This is a genomic window from Pseudomonas sp. DG56-2, assembly GCF_004803755.1.
In the GTDB taxonomy this organism is placed as follows: Bacteria; Pseudomonadota; Gammaproteobacteria; order Pseudomonadales; family Pseudomonadaceae; genus Aquipseudomonas; species Aquipseudomonas auratipiscis.
In genome coordinates this window covers 2,759,822-2,776,821 of sequence record NZ_CP032311.1, presented here as the reverse complement: position 1 = coordinate 2,776,821, position 17,000 = coordinate 2,759,822, and the positions used below count along the sequence as shown (strand labels likewise).

Genomic DNA, 17,000 nt, shown 5'->3' with positions numbered 1-17,000 from the left:
TGCCTTAACAAAGAGGAGAAAACGCGGCGGGCAGGTACACCACTGAGTTCATTTCTTGCAGTTGCGGTGCCGAGTTTTCGGGTGGCCAAACGCCGTTTTTGACCGCGCGTGTACGCACGTCGAGGCGCTGCTCCAGGCTTGAGTAAGGCCAGATATGCAGGTAGCGCGGTACGCGGCCACTGGTGGCATAGAAGGCGGCGTACACCTGGGAGTAGTCATCGCCGGTGCGTGGACCAACGGCTTTTTCCCAACCTTGCAAGGTGGGTTCAAGGCCAGAAGGCACCAGGTTGTACTCGCGCAGTTCGTAGAAAGGGCCGTGCTCTCCCGCTGGCAGCGGCTGCAGAAATGGGAACCTGCAATAGTCGTCAATGTGCTGGTGCAACAGGTACTCGCCGATGCCCAGGCCATCGGCTGCGAGCAACAGGCGCGTGCGTTCGGCGTCCTTGATTTCGCTTGAGGCAAAGCTGCGCATAACTGCAATGGTGTTCTGCGGGCCAATTTCAGACACCCAGCAGCCCACCAATTCAACGCCTTCAAGGGCTTGGCCGAGGGCGGCTTGCAGCTTGGGCAAGGCGTGCGACGGGGTGCGAACGCGCAGGGTCAAACGGATCAACTCATACAGTTGATGGCTCATGGATACGCCTCAAGGTCGTTGGCTGCTGTTTTTGTATGCTGTGCGACGCGAACGCCACACAGTGACCTGCGAGCAACGTCGCTGGATGCGCAGAAGCTACGGGTGCGGGGGGGGAGGGCTCAATGACAGAGGGCGACGATGTCGTTGCGCTTTGTGCAACAGTTCCCTTACATAGCGCCTTGCCGGCGATGTGCTGCGCAGCAGTGCTCAGCGTACCGGCGAAGTACGCAGGGCTTTGGCAAGTGCCAGTGCCAACGCCTGAGTGACCTCGGGCAAGCGTCGTGAGCGGCGGGTAACGATCTGTATCTCGGTGTGCTCCATAAGCGGACAGTCGATGGGGATAGCTCTGAGTGCACCGGATTTCAGTTCCTCCCGCACTGGCCTTTCGGGTAGCAAGGTCGCACCGGCGCCAGTGCGCACAAAGTCGAGAATCACCGACAGCGAGTTGGTGATAATGGCCGGCTCGATCTTCAAGTCAATGTTGGCACAGGCCAGATCGAGCAGTTCCCGTACGCGAAACTTGGGGCCCGGCAGAATCAGCGACGTTTTGCTCAAGTCTTCAAGGCTCACGCGTGTACGTCCGGCCAGCGGGTGATTGCGATCGACGATCAGGCACAACGGTTGCGCCAGTGAGAACAGCTTTGAAAACTGAGCGGCCGGGCACGGCGAGAAGATCACCGCCAGGTGCGCTTGGTCTTGCGCAACCATCCGCTGCACTTCATAGGAAGGCGCACTGATGATCTCGGTGCGCAGCGTTCTGTGCTCGCGCAAAAAGTGATTGAGGCTGCTGATCGCGTGAGCGTCCAGTAAGCCTTCACCCACGGCTATGACCGCTAAGTTCTGCTGCTGGCCACGTAAATCGTCCATCTTGCTGAACAAGTCCTGCTGGTGCGCCAGGCGGGTCTGGTAGTACTCGACCACGACCTTGCCTGCGTCGGTCAGCTCAACGCGGTGCGCACCTTGCTTGACCAACTCGATGTTCAGCTCCTGCTCAAGCTTGGCGATATGGCGGCTGATGGATGAGGCCGCTACGCCGAATTCATCCGCTGCGGCGCGCATCGAGCCTCTCTGGTGGCTGATGTAGAGGTACTTTAAACGGCTGTCCTGAAAGGTCAGTTCCGATAGGGCATTTGCAGGCATGGCTAACGTCTCGCAGCAGGTGCTCGGCTGTGGGGACACGGTAGCACCGCTGGTCAGCGGGCCGTAAAAATTACAAAAATATTTTTCCAATATTCTTCAGGTAACTCATGTGGCTGCAGCTCGAGCATGAACATAAAAAACGTTATTAATCATATATTTATATTGATTTTATATGAATCGATTGGCCGTTTTATGCGTGGGTTACCGCCGCCGGTAAGCATGAATATTCCATTGACTATTCACGTAATTGGAGGCAAATTCGCTCCACGGCACCAAAACAAGAAAGGTACTCGATCATGCCGACCCATCCTGCTTGTCCTAGCCAGCCTTGCTGCGCTACCCCAAGAGCATTCTCGCTCTACTGCCCATTGCTCATCGTCCTTACAACCGTTACTGAAGACGGAGTTTCTCTATGAATCCGCTTAGCGTTTCGCACGCTGCACCTGCGTCTGCGCTTGCCAGTGGTGCTGCCTTTGAAGCCTTGCTTGACGGTGTTCGGGAGCGTGCCCGGCTGAGTGAGTTTGATCGCCAGCGGCACATCTCGCGTGACGTCATCGATGCTTTCAAGGTCCATGGCGTATACCGCGCTCTGGTGCCAAAACGCTTTGGCGGCAACCAATGCTCGCCAGCGCAGTTCTGCGAAATGATTGAACGCATTTCCCACGCCGACGGCTCGGCAGGCTGGGTGGCAAGCTTCGGCATGAGCCCGGTGTACCTGGCGGCGCTGCCCCTGGAAACCATTGCTCAGGTGTACGCCAACGGCCCGGACGTGGTATTTGCCGGCGGCATCTTCCCACCGCAACCGGCTGAAGTGGTGCCTGGCGGCTTCCAGGTCAAGGGTCGCTGGAAGTACTCCAGCGGCTCCATGGGTGCTGATATTGTTGGCGTCGGTATCGCGCCGAAAAATGGTGACAAGTTCGACCTGCCTCGTATTGCCGTCATGCCGCAATCGCAAGTGCGCATTGACCAGACCTGGGACACCGTGGGCTTGTTGGGCACCGGCAGTCACGATCTGGTGATCGATGACGTAGTGGTGCCTGAGCAATGGACCTTCGTGCGCGGCGGCCCGTCCAATCTTGATGAGCCGTTCTTCCGTTACCCGTCGTTGTCGTTTGCCACTCAAGTGCTGTCGGTGGTGGGCTTGGGTGTTGCCCGCGCCGCACTGGACGAGTTGGCCGGCATGGCCAGTGGTCGCATCTCGGTGACCGGCGCCCCGGCATTGGCCGATCGCCCCTTGGCCCAGGTAGACATCGCCAAGGCAGAAGCGGCATTGCGTTCGGCACGGGCGTTCTTCTACGAGTCGATTGATCAGGCCTGGAGCCATGTGCTCGCCGGCGACCCGGTGCCAGCGGCCGCCACCAACTTGCTGCGATTATCTTCGACCCACGCCACCCGCGTTGCTGCCGATGTTGCCCGTACCGCGCAAATGCTCTCGGGGATGACCGGGGTGTACAACGAAAGCCCGCTGGCCCGCTGCGTCAATGATGCGCAAGTAGTTACCCAGCATGCGTTCATGGGCGACGTTACTTATCAGAACGCCGGCGCAATCTTCTTCGGCAAACAACCGCTTCCTGGCTATATCTAATTAACGAGAACTTATCATGAGTGACTACAAAGCATTGCGTGTGTTGTTTTGCATGGGTATCAACCAAAACTTCTTTGATGCCCCGCGCGAAGAACAACTGCAAGTGTGGGCCGCCTTCAGCGAAATGTGGAACGGCATTCATGACCTGCCAGGCGTGAACGTGCTGGGCAACATGGATGACGACAAAGGCATGGTTGGCCCCTCCGATGGCTTTCCTTGGACCACCTACCTGCTGGCCGATGTACCGAACATCGAGACGGTTCATGCCGCCTGCAATCTGTTCCGCGTAACCGCGGTGGGCGAGGGCACATACAAGTTGTGGCGCTATGCAAAAGTTGAAGCCCGCGTCGGGCGCGAGTTGATTATTCAACGCGCTTGATTGACGGCAACTTCGCCGCGCACTGAGTAACACTGCATTTAAAAAATTAACGCCACAGTTGCGATTCTTATTGCAGCCGCAGGCGCCGTGTTGCCGGAATTTGATCCGGCAAGGAGATACCGTGAGCAATTTGATCCCCGCTGTAAACCTGGCGGTCGACCCTGCCGATCTGGTGCAGGCTGACCGTGTCCACACTTCGCTGTACACCGACCCGGCACTGTTTGATGCCGAACTGGACAAAATCTTCTACAGCACCTGGGTGTGGGTCGCTCACGAAAGTGAAGTGCCGGAAGCCGGCAACTACAAAACCACCTACGTCGGCAAACAGCCGGTGATCGTGGTGCGTGACCGCAAGAAGAACATCAACGTGCTGCTCAACCGGTGCCGCCACCGTGGTGCCACCGTATGCGAACACAAGAAGGGTAAAACCGCTAGCTTCGTCTGCCCGTACCACGGCTGGGGCTACGCCCTGGACGGTTCGCTGCGCGGCATTCCGCACCCGGAAAGCTACGGCGACTGCATCGACAAGGCCGAACTGCCGCTGGTGAGCCTGCGCGTCGAAACCTACAACGGGATGATTTTCGCCACCTTCAAAGATGACATCGAGCCGCTCAGTGACTTCCTCGGTGCAGCGAAAAAGTGGATCGACCTGTTCATGAAGCAGGGTGCCGGTTACGGCATCAAAGTACCGGGTGAACACCGTTTCCGCTTCCCGGGCAACTGGAAGATCCAGCTGGAAAACACCACCGATGCATACCACTTCCCGTTGGTGCACAAGAGCTTCCTGTCCTCGGTCGATGAACAAACCCTGGAGCTGTTCGACTTCGTCAAAGGCCCGGGCTACGTCGAAGATTTGGGCAACGGTCACAGCGTCATGGTCATGATCCCTGACCTGGTCGACCTAGAGGCCGACTTGGACAAACCCATTCCTGAGCGCTTTGAGTCGCTGGCCGCCGAGCTGCGTGACGAAGGCATCGAAGAACAACAAGTGCGGCGCATCGTGCGTGCGGTCGGCGGTTCGGGCTTCAACCTCAACCTGTTCCCCAACGTCGCCTGCTCGATGGCGTTTTTCCGCGTGCTGCAACCGATTTCGGTCAACGAAACCGAAATTCACCACTCGGTAATCACCATGGACGGCGGCCCGGCCGTCGCTAACCGCTATCGCCTGCGCCTACATGAGCACTTCCAGGGCCCGATGGGCTTTGGCACACCGGACGACTCCGAAGCGTGGGAGCGCGTACAGAAGGGTGCCAACGCCGGTGAAGACCTGTGGATCATGCTCAACCGCGGGTTGCCGGGCGAGAAGCCTAGCGAAGACGGCCTGGTGTCCGACGTGAGTGCCGAAACCGGCATGCGTGCGGCCTACCAGCAGTGGAAAAAGATGATGTCGGCTTGAGTGTGGAGAACCTTATGAACCTGCAACTATTGCAAGAAGTGACCGCTTTCATCTGGCAGGAAGGCGACATGCTCGACCACGGCGAGTACGACACCTGGCTGAACCTGTGGACGGAAAAAGGGACGTACATCATCCCGATCAACCCGAAAGAAACTGACTACGAGAACACCCTGAACTACGCCTATGACGATCACCACATGCGCAAGCTGCGTGTGCAACGCTTGATTGGCGGCGAGTCGATCTCCACCAGCCCGCAACCGCGCACTGTGCGCAGCTTGTCGCGCTTTCGCGTGTTGGTCGACGACGGCATGAATCTAACCGTGCGCTGTGCACAGAACGTGCGCGAGTTTCGTAAGGAAAGCCTCAAGCACTACACCGCCGACCTGACGTACGAGCTGGTACGGGCCGAGGGTGGCTTCAAGATCCAGCGCAAGTTGATCAGCCTGATCAACAGTGACGATTACCTCGCCGGTATCGGCTACATCCTCTAAAGGAGACACCCCATGAGCCACGTTGCATTGGTGACCGGCGCAGGGCAGGGCCTGGGTCAAACGTTCTGCGCAAGGTTGCTGCAAGCGGGTTATCAGGTGGTGGTCACTGACCGCAGCCTTGAGGCCGCGCACGCCAGCGCCAAACTGCTCGACCCGAGCGGTGAACGCACGCTGGCGGTGCGGTTGGATGTCGGCATCAAGGCTGATTTTGAGCATGCGTTGAGTCAGGTGCTGGAGCGCTTTGGCGCTCTGCACGCTGTGATCAACAACGCCGCCGTGACCAAGACCACGCCGCTGATGCAGATCAGCCCCGAGGAGTTCGATGCCGTGGTGGGCTTGAACCTGCGCAGCATCTTCCTTGCCTGCCAGGTGCTCGGTGCGTACCTGGCCGAGGTTGGCTACGGGCGAATTATCAACATGGCCTCGCTCGCCGGGCAGAACGGCGGCACCGCCACCGGGGCGCACTATGCGGCAAGCAAGGGGGCAATCGTGACCCTGACCAAAATCTTTGCCAAAGAGTTCGCCAGCCGTGGCGTCACCGTCAACGCCATTGCCCCGGGACCGATTGAGTCCCCGGCAGTGCGCGCGGCGGTACCCGCCGAGAAGCTTGACGGCTTGTTGGCCAATATTCCGGTGCGGCGCCTTGGCGATGCGGATTTTCTCGGTGACTTGATCGTTCAGTTGGCGCGCCCTGAAGCCTACTTTACAACCGGGGCGACCTGGGATGTGAACGGCGGCCTGTTCATGCGCTGAGCCAATACCGGGCCACCTCGGTGGCCCTTTCGAATACATGGAGCATTAGCCATGAATGAAGCACTTTTGGATGTAGTGGTGAGCAAGCGCGAGCTGCAAGGGGACGGCGTGGTGGTCCTCGACCTGACCCGTGCCGACGGCGCGCTGTTGCCTGCCTTCGAAGCCGGCGCCCATGTCGACATCCATGTCGCCCCTGGCCTGGTTCGCCAGTACTCGCTTTGCAGCAACCCGCAAGACGTCAGCAGCTACCGTTTGGGCGTTTTGAAAGATCCCGCCTCACGCGGCGGTTCGCAGGGTGTACATGAGACCCTGCTGGAAGGACGCGAAGTGCAGATCAGCACGCCGCGCAACTTGTTCCCACTGGTCGAAGATGCCCAGCGCACCCTTCTACTCGGTGGCGGTATCGGCATCACGCCGATGATCGCCATGGCCTACGCCCTGCATCAGCGTGGTGAGCATTTCGAGCTGCACTACTGTGGCCGTGCCCGTAGCAGCAGTGCGTTCTTGCATGAGCTGCAAAACGCGCCGTTCGCCGAGCGTGTGTTTACTCACTTCGACGATGAAGGCGCTGAGCAAAAGCTCGACCTGGTAAGTGTGCTAGGCCAGGGCGCAGCCGGGGTGCACATGTACACCTGCGGACCATCGGGTTTCATGGACTGGGTGATGAGCGGTGCCCGCCAACAGGGCTACACCGAAGACCACATCCACAAGGAATACTTCCAGGTCGAAGTAGACACCAGCGGCGCCCGCTTCGAAGTGGTTGCCGCCCGCAGCGGTAAAACCGTTGAAGTGGCAGAGGGACAATCGATTCTTGATGCATTGGCCCAGGTCGGCATCAAGATCGAGATCTCGTGCGAGCAAGGCGTGTGCGGTACCTGTCTGTGCGACGTGCTGGAAGGTGAACCGGATCACCGTGACGTGTACCTGACCGACGAAGAAAAGGCCGGCAATGACCAGATTCTGGTGTGTTGCTCACGTGCCAAGTCAAAAAAACTCGTGTTGGACATTTGAGGAGAACACTCATGGTTGATCTAACCAGCTTTCGCAATGCAATGGCACTGCTCGGTGGCGCTGTCTCGGTAATTACCACCGACGGTCATGCCGGACGTTTTGGCTTCACCGCATCCGCCGTGTGCAGCGTCACCGACTCGCCGCCCACCTTGCTGGTGTGTATGAACCGCGCCTCACAGTCAAATGCGCAGTTCCAGGCCAACGCCGTGGTCTGTGTGAACGTGCTGTCGGGGGCGCATCAAGCGCAGTCCGGGGCGTTCGCCAATAAAGCAATGTCCATGGATGAGCGCTTTGCCACGACCAGCTGGACAACCCTTGAAAGCGGTGCACCGGTGATGCTCGACGCACTGGTGAACTTTGACTGCCGGATTGCCCAAGTGCATGAAGTAGGCTCGCACAGCATCTTCTATTGCGAGGTTGAAGCGATTCGCCACGGCGGTTCAGACGAGGGACTGGTGTACTTCAACCGCGCCTACCACCGCCTCGGTGAAGCCTCAAAGGCCTGCTGACAGAGACTAGGTTACCTCTTTGCCCAGCTGCTCCCTGGGCATTTTTCTTCTTCACTGCAGTCTGTAGGCGCCCCGATGGATGAAGAACCTTGGGCTCAGAAGCTTTCCAGGTTGTGGAACACGGTCTCAAGGGTCTTGTTCAGGCGTTCGACCTGGCTTTCGCTCAGGCCGGCAAAGCTGCGTTTGAACAGCTCGCTGGTAGCGCCTTGCATGCGCTCGATCATCGCCAGGCCTTGCGGGGTAATGCACACCTGGGTGACGCGGCCGTCTTCAGGGCTTTGCGCGGTATTGACCAGGCCGTCGTCCTTCATGCGGTAGACGATCTTGGTGATGGTCGACAGCTTGGCAATGGCGTGGGTCGATATCTCGGAAATGCTCGATTGGCCGTTCTGATTGAGGATCCACAACACGCGCCATCTGGCGACGTCGAGGTCGACCTTCTTGAGCAGACGTTCCATGTTTTGGGTGTACTGACCATGTACGCGCGCTAGCCAATAAAACGGGAAATCCTCTTTGCGAAAACCTTCGCTGGAGGGGTCGTAGCGGCTGTGGCGCTTTTTCGTCGGGCTCATAAATGACTGGCTTCGATGAGTGAGGGCTAATAATAGACTTTTCCCGTAATAAGCACACCCTGTTGTTGCCTGCGACCTAAGCGCGCATGCCGCTGCGCTGAGGGCTTGCGTGATTTTCAAGCAAAATAAACTGAATTTTATACGTGAATATTCAGTTGACTATTCACGTATAAATAAGCAATTTTAGCCGCTACTGACGCGCGTGCGTCCTCCCGCAGACGAGGTCTTTGCAATGACAATCGTGGTTGAGTCTTTGAACATGGGTGGCGCTGGCCCCAGCGTGATGGTGAAGGACACCATCGACATTGCAGGCTCGCCCACCCGCGCGTCGAGCCGCGCGCTGGAACAGGCCACACCCGCTGTGAAGCATGCCGATGTGGTGCAGCGTCTGCTGGACGCCGGTTGCCGCATTACCGGCAAAACCAACCTGCACGAGTTGGCCTTTGGTACTACAGGGATCAACCATTACACTGGCACCGCGATCAATCCGCGTTTCCCAGCGCTGATCCCTGGTGGCTCGTCCAGTGGTTCGGCGGCGGCAGTGGCAGCGGGGCTGGCGGATTTCAGCTTGGGCACCGATACCGGAGGTTCGGTGCGCGTTCCGGCCTGTTGCTGCGGTGTGTTCGGCTTCAAGCCAAGCTTTGGCCGGGTCAGTCGCCAGGGCGTCATACCGGCTGCGACAACACTCGATTGTGTTGGTCCTTTCGCCGCCTCGTTGCCGATGCTGATCACGGCGATGGCAATCATTGACCCCAGCTTCAGCCCTGCCACTACACCTGCCAGCCTGAACATCGGCGTGTTGCAAGTACCGGCGAGCAAAGCGGTGAGCGCAGTGGTTCAGGCCGCCTTGAGCGCCAGTGGCCAACATACTGAGATGGTTGAATGCGCAGACTTTGAAGCGGCCTACAGCGCCGGCATGGTCATTATCAACCGTGAAACCCACGTCGCCTGCGGCCATCTGCTTGCCGCTGGCAAAGTCGGTGCAGACATCGCCGGTCGTCTGCAAGCTGCCGGTACCATGACCGATGCAGCCATTGCCGATGCCGAGCAGGTGCGCGACCGCTTTACCGCGCAAGTCGATGCGGCACTACAACAATTCGATGTACTGGTGTTGCCAACCATGCCGGACTTCCCGCTGCGAGTTGAAGATGCCGCCGACACTCGCGCGGTGTTGGGCATGACCTCGCTGGTGCGCCCGTTCAATTTGTCCGGCCACCCAGCCGTTACCTTGCCACTGGCCAGCCCCGAAGGTTTGCCGGTCGGTCTGCAACTGATCGGGGCAAAAGGGGATGACGAGGCCTTGTTGGCGGCCGCTACGCTGTTGCTGCAGCGCATCTGCGCCGGGGCACAGCGATGAGCGATGTCCTGGCATTGGAACAACGTCTGCACGTTTTCGAGTCGCAACAGGCCGTGCGTGCCTGCATGAATCGTTACATGGCGCTGTGTGACGCCCTGGACGCCAACACACCGCTCGACGAACTGGCGGGGCTGTTTACCCGCGCGGCGATCTGGGAAGGCAAGGGCGTCAAGTATGCAAAAAGCTTTGGCGGCTACCGTGGGCGCCAGGCAATCCGCGACATGTTCGCCACCTACATGAAACCGCCGGCGCACTTCGCTCTGAATGTGCATTTTCTTACCAGTGAACTGATTGACGTTGACGGTGACCAGGCCAATGGCAGCTGGGTGATGTTGCAAACCAGCACTTTCACAAGCCAAACCTCGCACCTCAATGCGGCCCGGCTGAGCGTGCGCTTCGCACGCGAAGACGGCCAATGGCGCATGGCGCATTTTCAAACCGAAAACTTGTTCGGCCGTCCTGTAAGTGCGTGGAACAGCGAGGCGCCTTTGCCGGTGCCAGCGGCTAATACCCAACAATAACAAGGTGAATTCTGATGAGCGAAGTAGCGCTTCTTGATAGCGTGGTGACGTTTTTAGCCAAGCCCCTGGGCAGCTTCATCGACGGTGTGACCACCGTGGACAAGCAGGCCGCTGTCACCGAAGTTATCAACCCGACCACCGAGCAGCCGATTGCTCGGGTTTCTGATGCGACCCCAGCGCAAGTCGATGCGGCCGTTGCGGCAGCATCGCGGGCGTTCAAGGGCAGTTGGGCGCAGACCTCGCCGTATCAACGTGGCGTGTTGCTGAACAAGCTGGCGGATACGATTGAGCTGCATGGAGAAGAACTGGCGCAGCTTGAAGCCTTGAACTCGGGCAAGTCAATCAACGTCGCCCGAGGCTTGGAAGTGGCGCAATCGGCGGTGTTTCTGCGTTACTTCGCTGGCTGGACCACCAAAATCACCGGTGAAAGCATCACCCCGTCATTGCCTTCGATGAACGGTGAGCAGTACACCGCGTTCACCCGTCGCGAGCCGTTGGGCGTAGTGGCCGGTATCGTGCCGTGGAATTTCCCGCTGATGATCGCCGTGTGGAAACTCGGCTCGGCGTTGGCTACCGGTTGCACCATTGTCCTAAAGCCCAGCGAATTCTCACCACTGAGCCTTTTGCGCCTTGTCGAATTGACCAAAGATGTCGGCATCCCCGATGGCGCCGTCAACGTGGTAACCGGTGCTGGCCGGATTGGCCAACAGCTGACCGAGCATGGCGACGTGCGCAAGGTGTCATTCACCGGCTCCGTGCCGACCGGCATCGCCGTGGGCGCTGCAGCGATGAAGGCCAAGCTGACCCGCGTTACCCTGGAGCTGGGCGGCAAAAACCCGGCGGCGCTGTTGGCCGACGTCAACCTTGATGAAGTCGTGCCGGGGCTGTTGATGACCGCCTTTACCCACCAGGGCCAGATTTGTGCCTCGCCCGAGCGCATCTACGTGCATCGCTCGCGCATTGACGAGCTGTCGGCAAAACTGGGCGCGGCCCTGGCGTCGTTGAAAATCGGCTCGCCACTGGATGAAAGCGTGCAGTTCGGCCCGCTGGCCAACAAAGCCCACTACGACAAAATCGTCAGCTACTTCGAGCGCCTGGGCGACGGCCAGGAAATTATCACCGGCGGGCGAACCGTGGGCGGCACGGGCTACTTTGTCGAGCCGACCTTGTTGCGCGCCTGTAACCCGAAAGACCTGTTCCTCACCGAAGAAACCTTCGGCCCCATCGTCTGCCTGTTGCCGTTCGACAGCGACGAAGAGCTAATCGAGTTGCTCAACGACACGCCCTATGGTCTGGGCGCCAGTATCTGGACCAACGATTTGTCCAAGGCCCTGCGCATGATCCCGCGCATCGAGTCGGGCATGGTGTGGGTCAATATGCATACCTTCCTCGACCCGGCGGTACCGTTCGGCGGCAGTAAATCGTCGGGTGTGGGGCGTGAATTTGGCAGCGCATTCATCGATGCGTTTACCGAATTGAAGTCGGTGATGATCCGGTACTGATTGAGATTGAAAGACAAGCGGGTAGGGCGCCAGATCACAGTGGTTCTCAACACCGACACAGTGCGCACCGCTTGGTCGATTACCTTCCGTCGATTGTTGTTCGAACCCCTGTTGTAAGGCTAAATGCGGCCAATTTGGGATAGCCGCCACGCGGCGCGCAGCCTAGCATCGACCTTAACCTGAAGGCCCAAAACAATTATTCGCCGCCCGCTCTGTGTGCAAGAGCGACGCGGCTTTCAACCCCCGCAAAGACTGCCTCATAAAATAAGGTATAAAAACATGAGCGAATCCCTGCGCGATAGTTCCTCGAAGGAACTGCGGCGTGGCAGCCTAGGTGTTGCCATGATCATCTTCTTTGTGTTGTCAGCGGCAAGCCCGCTCAGCGTATTGGCCGGCGGTTTCCCCATCGGCATCATGCTTGGCAATGGCGCGGGTACGCCTGCTTTACTGATCCTTACTCTGCTTGTGTTGTTGTGCTTCGCGGCGGGCTACACCCGTATGGCCAGCCACATCACCCACGCTGGAGGCTTCTACGCGTTGATCTCCCGTGGCTTGGGTGGCATGGCGGGCGGCGCGGCAGGGGTGTTGGCCATGGTTGCCTACAACATTCTGCAAGCGGGCATGTACGGCTTGTTCGGCGCCATCGTCGCCGGGAGCCTGGCAGAAGTGTTCGGCATCCAGGTGCCATGGTGGTTGTGTTCGGCCACAGCGCTGGGCCTGATTGCCTGCCTTGGCTACCGCAACATTGACCTGTCGGCTCGCGTGCTGTCGATCACCGTGATCGCCGAATACATTGCAATGATCATTCTCGATGTGGCGATTCTGAGCAGCGGCGGCGCCCATGGCGTTAACCTCGACTCCTTCACCCCGACCCATGTCACCAGCGGCAACCCGTCCATTGGCCTGTTGTTCTGCTTCGCAGCCTTCATCGGTTTTGAGGCGACAACGCTGTATAGTGAAGAAGCCAAGAATGCCAAGCGCACTATCCCGCTTGCTACCTACCTATCGGTCCTGTTGATTGGCGGTTTCTACACCCTGTCGCTGTGGGCCATGGTGGTGGGCGCAGGCGCTAATGACATCGTGTCAGCGCTGCAGTCCCTGCAAGATCCGACCACGTTCCTGTACTCGCTGTCTGATCACTATGTAGGCCCTGCCTTGACGGGCACCATCCGCATCCTCTTCGTGGCCAGTATGTTTGCCGGGCTGTTGGCCTTCCACAACGCCGCTGCACGCTATTTCTTCGCCATTGGCCGCGATGGTTTGCTGCCGGAGAAACTCGGTACTACCCACAGAAAACACCAAAGCCCGCACCTGGGGTCCGGCCTGCAGTCGCTGATCGCGGCCAGCATCCTGGCGGTGTTTGCCCTGGCAGGTGCAGACCCGGTGCTGCAACTGTTCTCCTGGTTCTCCAACGTCGCCACCCTGTGCCTGATCCTGTTGATGGTGCTGACCTCGCTTGCGGTCATCGGCTTCTTCAAGGCCAACCCGCAGCTGGCCGACAGCAGGCTCAAGTGCTTCATTTTGCCAGCGCTCTCGGGTGTGGCGCTGCTGGCGGTGCTGATCACCGCGATCATCCACTTCGATGTGCTGACCGGGGCGAGCACCACCATGTCGCTGGCACTGTGCACCGTGGTGCCGATTGCCGCACTGGCGGGCATCCTCTTGGCTGCACGCTTGCGCAGCACGGCGCCCTTGAGGTTCAGCGGCCTGGGCAACAACGCCGCCTGACCTGGCCACACGCATCGGCCCATCACCGTGGCCGATGCGCTCAAAAAGCCCTCGCGCAACGCAGATTGCGCAGGGCGCCTCGCTTGACTGCCAACCAACAAAAGCAAAAATCTGTAGTTAAGGAATTCGACCATGTCTTCGCGCTTCGCTTTGTGCGGCATCGCCGCAAGTATTGCTGTGTCCGCTGTTTGTCAAAATGCTCAGGCCATCCCGCTGATCGACACCCCGGACACCCACGTCAGCTTCGAAGGTCTGGCAGCCTACGGCCTGTTCAATAGCCGTAAAAACTATGATGGAACCGAGGGCGGTTCGCACTGGCAAGAAGGCTTCATCAAATACGGCGTCAAGGCAGATACCGCACTGGGCACTGCGGGCACCGCCTATGGCGCCTTTGGTCTGGTGTCTTCCGGCACCTGGGGCGATGGCGACGCCGGAGGTTTCACCGATGGCAGCGAGCGCACCACCAAGATCGAAGATGCATCGCTCGGCTGGCGTTCGGGAGATGTGTTCTCGGCGCTGGGCAAAGATGGCGTCGATCTGTCTTTCGGGCGCCAGATCTTCAAGGCCGGCCAAGGCTTCTTGATCAACGATGATGGCCCGAACCTGGGCAAGGGCCTAGCAGACGGCCAATTAAACCGGGGTGGTGCGTACTACTTGGGTGCGCGTCACTCCTTTGATTGCACCGCAGTGGTTCGTTTGGGCGGCAGCGAAGGCCTGCACGGCAGCGCCGCCTGGCTCAAATCGGACAACCGTGCACAAGCCGAAACCGAGCTTGCAGTCGGTACCCTGGAATACACCCAGGACATCGGCACGCTTGGCCTGACCTACATCCACGGCCTGGACGTGGTCGATCAGTGGGCCAGTGAGTTCCAGCAGCGCCGCGACGGCATGGATGTCTACAGCATCCGTGGCGATGGCAACGCCGGGATTGAAAACGCCAACTTCGCCTTCGAATACGCAGTTGAAGACGCCAAGGGCGACAAAGAAACCGGCTGGTACGCCGAAGCAGGCTACCGCTTTGCCGATGTGTTCTGGACCCCAAGCCTGACTGCGCGCTACACCCGTTACTCGCAGAACTGGGACCCACTGTTCACCGGCTACAGCACCGGCTACGGCACCTGGTTCCAGGGTGAAGTGGCGGCCAACTATGCCGGCCCGTTCAACAGCAATACCGAAATCAAGCACCTGGCTCTCAAGGTCAACCCGATCGAAACCCTGACCCTGGGTGTGCTGTATTTCAACTTCAACACCATTGGTGGTCGCGACCAGCTGAACCAGGATGCTGACGAACTCGATCTGTACGCCGAATGGGTGGTTTCGCCAAACCTGATCATCACCCCTCTGGTGGGTCTGTATCAGCCAGATCGTGCGCTGGGCACCGGCGGCAACCAGTCCAATGGCAACGGTACCAACGTCTACAGCCAACTGACCGTCGCGGTGCCGTTCTAAATATAGATGGGCGGCAGCGCTGGGTCATCTGTGTTGGCCTGCAGCTTGCTTACATTCTGTTACAGGTCAATAACAGGTGTTACCGATGGCGATGTTTGCCCAAATGAAAAGCTTTGACGATGTCCATTTGCACGCTGGTGCGATCGTGGGTTGGCAACAAACCTACGATCAATTGAGCACGGGACCGGTGCAAACGGTGCTCAAGCACGTGACCGGAGAGCGCTTTCAGATATTTCAGGAGTCGTTGAATAAGCGTGTAGTCCAGCGCGGCTTGGCGCCGCCGGGCCGACTGTGCCTGGCGATGGCCATGTGTTCCGGGGAGCCGGCCGTGTTTCAGGGCAAAAGCCTGGGAACCGAAAGTGTCACGCTTCTTCACAGTGGTCAGGAGTTTTTCGTGCAGGCGGCCGATGGGATGGACCTGTTGGCGATCACCGTGGAAGCCTCTCGTCTGGAAAACCTGGCTGCCAGAGAATTTTCAGACAGTGAAATGCGCCGTCTGGCGCGGGTTTCGCGTTTGGAATTGCGCAAGCAAGTGCTGCAAACCGTGCGTAAGCGACTTGAGGATGTGGTCACCGCTGCACTGCAAAACGATGCGCTGCCGGAAAACTTGCTGGAAGATCTAACCCTGGAGTGCATGCTCGATTTGCTCGACCACCGGGTTGAATGCGAAGAAGGGCGTGCGGGCAATCATGTGGTTAGCGCCTATCTGGTCAAGCAAAGTCAGGAAATGGCCTTGGCCTATAACGATGAGCCTATTTCAGTGTTGGAGTTGTGCGAACGACTGAACGTCAGTCGGCGCACGCTACAACGCAGTTTTCAAAGTGTGACCGGCTTGCGTCCGGTTGAGTACTTGCGCTCGGTAAGGCTCAACGCGGCGCGTCGGCGACTGCGCATGACCTGCGCCAATGAGGTGACCGTAGCAAGGATTGCCAGTGATTTCGGCTTCACCCATTTGGGGCATTTTTCCGGGTATTACAAAATGCTGTTTGGCGAGCACCCATCTGACACACCCCGTCATTGATTTTCGCCACTGATGTTAAACGCTGCGGGGAATTCTAGTGGCTGCAATCGAACCCAGTGGGAGCTGATCTTGCCGGCGACGAATGACGGGACTGCATGATCCGTTGGTTATACGCCCCTTGCGTGATGCGCTGTTGATAGACATGGGGCGTAGTACTGACCAGCTTTTTGAAATCACGCAAAAAATGCGATTGATCGGTAAATCCAAGCTCCATCGCCAGTTCCGAAAATGAAAGGTCTTCTTCACTGTTGATGGCGTTCAGCGCCGCTTGGCAGCGAATGATTCGGCAGAACGCTTTGGGCGTCATCCCGGTGTCCTGGCTGAATTGGCGATGAATGGTGCGGGTGGTGTAGCCGCTCAATTCTTCCAGTTGCTGAATACGGATATCACCCTTGTGTTGCAACACCGTGCGAATGACCGAGGCGGTCAATACGGATGTCTTGCACAACGCATCGGGTACCAAAAACCGGTTGAAGGCGTCGATTTGTTCGCTGAGCAACTCAGTGTTTATCACTTCGTCGAAAAAGCCCTGCGCCCGCGGGGTCACGTCCAGCAGGTTCAACTCCTGTTCTGTCAGTTCTTGCGCCAGCGCATTGATAAACCCAGGGATGACCCCTGGGGTAAAACGCACGCCGAAATAATGATGGTTTTCCAGCAGTTCCACCTGCCTGGCTTCCAACGGCGTGCCACACACGCGGGCAGTGGGGCGGGTACTGTCGCAATCGACGACTATATCCACGCAGCCATCGGGCACGGCAAACATTAGATTGCTCGACTGCGCAATATCCAATGAATAGAAATGAGAAATAGCCGGATGAACGGACGCTATTGCCGAATAGTGAGAGGAATTCAATACGAACCACGGCTGCTCAAAGGTATTTAAAGCAACTGTTTGGCTATGCGCTTTTTTCATACAGTGGACCTACCACAAACGATCTTATTGTTATGCAAT

Annotated in this window: 17 protein-coding genes; 13 read left to right on the top strand and 4 right to left on the bottom strand. The window is 58.4% G+C overall.

Annotated features, from left to right (window positions below; genetic code table 11):
* Positions 1-4: 4 nt before the first annotated feature.
* Both D3Z90_RS12535 and D3Z90_RS12530 read right to left on the bottom strand, forming a co-directional pair.
* Complete coding sequence (locus tag D3Z90_RS12535) at positions 5-634, bottom strand: NIPSNAP family protein (protein WP_136476097.1); 630 nt, start codon at positions 632-634, stop codon at positions 5-7.
* Positions 635-841: 207 nt separating this feature from the next.
* Positions 842-1,774 carry a LysR family transcriptional regulator gene (locus D3Z90_RS12530; RefSeq protein WP_136476096.1) on the bottom strand — a complete coding sequence of 311 codons (933 nt, stop codon included), beginning with the start codon at positions 1,772-1,774 and terminating at the stop codon, positions 842-844.
* Between the two features lie 412 nt (positions 1,775-2,186).
* Here D3Z90_RS12530 and iacA point away from each other — a divergent pair, with 412 nt between their 5' ends.
* From iacA to D3Z90_RS12495, 7 genes are all read left to right on the top strand, one after another.
* A complete protein-coding gene (gene iacA, locus D3Z90_RS12525; protein ID WP_136476095.1) occupies positions 2,187-3,359 on the top strand; it encodes an indole-3-acetate monooxygenase in 1,173 nt (390 codons plus the stop codon).
* A 16-nt stretch (positions 3,360-3,375) separates the two neighbouring features.
* Positions 3,376-3,738 carry an IacB protein gene (locus D3Z90_RS12520; protein ID WP_136476094.1) on the top strand — a complete coding sequence of 121 codons (363 nt, stop codon included), beginning with the start codon at positions 3,376-3,378 and terminating at the stop codon, positions 3,736-3,738.
* A 121-nt stretch (positions 3,739-3,859) separates the two neighbouring features.
* Positions 3,860-5,134, top strand: a complete 1,275-nt coding sequence (locus D3Z90_RS12515) for a Rieske 2Fe-2S domain-containing protein (RefSeq protein ID WP_136476093.1) — start codon at positions 3,860-3,862, stop codon at positions 5,132-5,134.
* A gap of 14 nt (positions 5,135-5,148) precedes the next feature.
* The gene (locus D3Z90_RS12510) at positions 5,149-5,625 is read left to right on the top strand and encodes an aromatic-ring-hydroxylating dioxygenase subunit beta (protein ID WP_136476092.1); all 477 of its coding nucleotides are present in this window, start codon (positions 5,149-5,151) and stop codon (positions 5,623-5,625) included.
* A 12-nt stretch (positions 5,626-5,637) separates the two neighbouring features.
* Positions 5,638-6,378: an SDR family NAD(P)-dependent oxidoreductase gene (locus D3Z90_RS12505; protein ID WP_136476091.1), complete on the top strand. Its 741-nt coding sequence runs from the start codon at positions 5,638-5,640 to the stop codon at positions 6,376-6,378.
* Positions 6,379-6,429: 51 nt separating this feature from the next.
* Entirely contained in the window at positions 6,430-7,389 is a 960-nt protein-coding gene (locus D3Z90_RS12500) for a PDR/VanB family oxidoreductase (protein ID WP_136476090.1), read from the top strand.
* An 11-nt stretch (positions 7,390-7,400) separates the two neighbouring features.
* Complete coding sequence (locus D3Z90_RS12495; protein WP_136476089.1) at positions 7,401-7,898, top strand: flavin reductase; 498 nt, start codon at positions 7,401-7,403, stop codon at positions 7,896-7,898.
* 95 nt (positions 7,899-7,993) lie between these two features.
* Here the strand turns inward: D3Z90_RS12495 and D3Z90_RS12490 are convergent, their stop codons facing one another.
* Positions 7,994-8,470, bottom strand: coding sequence for a MarR family winged helix-turn-helix transcriptional regulator (locus D3Z90_RS12490; RefSeq protein WP_136476088.1), 477 nt, complete (start codon positions 8,468-8,470; stop codon positions 7,994-7,996).
* Positions 8,471-8,702: 232 nt separating this feature from the next.
* Between D3Z90_RS12490 and D3Z90_RS12485 the strand changes: the two genes are divergently transcribed.
* From D3Z90_RS12485 to D3Z90_RS12460, 6 genes are all read left to right on the top strand, one after another.
* Entirely contained in the window at positions 8,703-9,827 is a 1,125-nt protein-coding gene (locus D3Z90_RS12485; protein ID WP_136476087.1) for an amidase, read from the top strand.
* The gene (locus tag D3Z90_RS12480; protein WP_136476086.1) at positions 9,824-10,348 is read left to right on the top strand and encodes a nuclear transport factor 2 family protein; all 525 of its coding nucleotides are present in this window, start codon (positions 9,824-9,826) and stop codon (positions 10,346-10,348) included. The genes D3Z90_RS12485 and D3Z90_RS12480 overlap by 4 nt, the downstream gene beginning before the upstream one ends.
* A 14-nt stretch (positions 10,349-10,362) precedes the next feature.
* Positions 10,363-11,850 (top strand): aldehyde dehydrogenase family protein, encoded by a 1,488-nt coding sequence (locus tag D3Z90_RS12475; protein WP_136476085.1) that lies wholly within the window; start codon positions 10,363-10,365, stop codon positions 11,848-11,850.
* Between the two features lie 279 nt (positions 11,851-12,129).
* The gene (locus tag D3Z90_RS12470; protein WP_136476084.1) at positions 12,130-13,578 is read left to right on the top strand and encodes an APC family permease; all 1,449 of its coding nucleotides are present in this window, start codon (positions 12,130-12,132) and stop codon (positions 13,576-13,578) included.
* Between the two features lie 132 nt (positions 13,579-13,710).
* Positions 13,711-15,027, top strand: coding sequence for a hypothetical protein (locus D3Z90_RS12465; RefSeq protein WP_136476083.1), 1,317 nt, complete (start codon positions 13,711-13,713; stop codon positions 15,025-15,027).
* Positions 15,028-15,112: 85 nt separating this feature from the next.
* On the top strand, positions 15,113-16,048 hold the full coding sequence (locus tag D3Z90_RS12460) for a helix-turn-helix domain-containing protein (RefSeq protein ID WP_256658359.1): 936 nt from the start codon (positions 15,113-15,115) through the stop codon (positions 16,046-16,048).
* 34 nt (positions 16,049-16,082) lie between these two features.
* On the opposite strand, the gene D3Z90_RS12455 is transcribed toward D3Z90_RS12460, so the two are convergent.
* Positions 16,083-16,961 (bottom strand): helix-turn-helix domain-containing protein, encoded by an 879-nt coding sequence (locus tag D3Z90_RS12455; RefSeq protein WP_136476082.1) that lies wholly within the window; start codon positions 16,959-16,961, stop codon positions 16,083-16,085.
* Between the last annotated feature and the right edge of the window lie 39 nt (positions 16,962-17,000).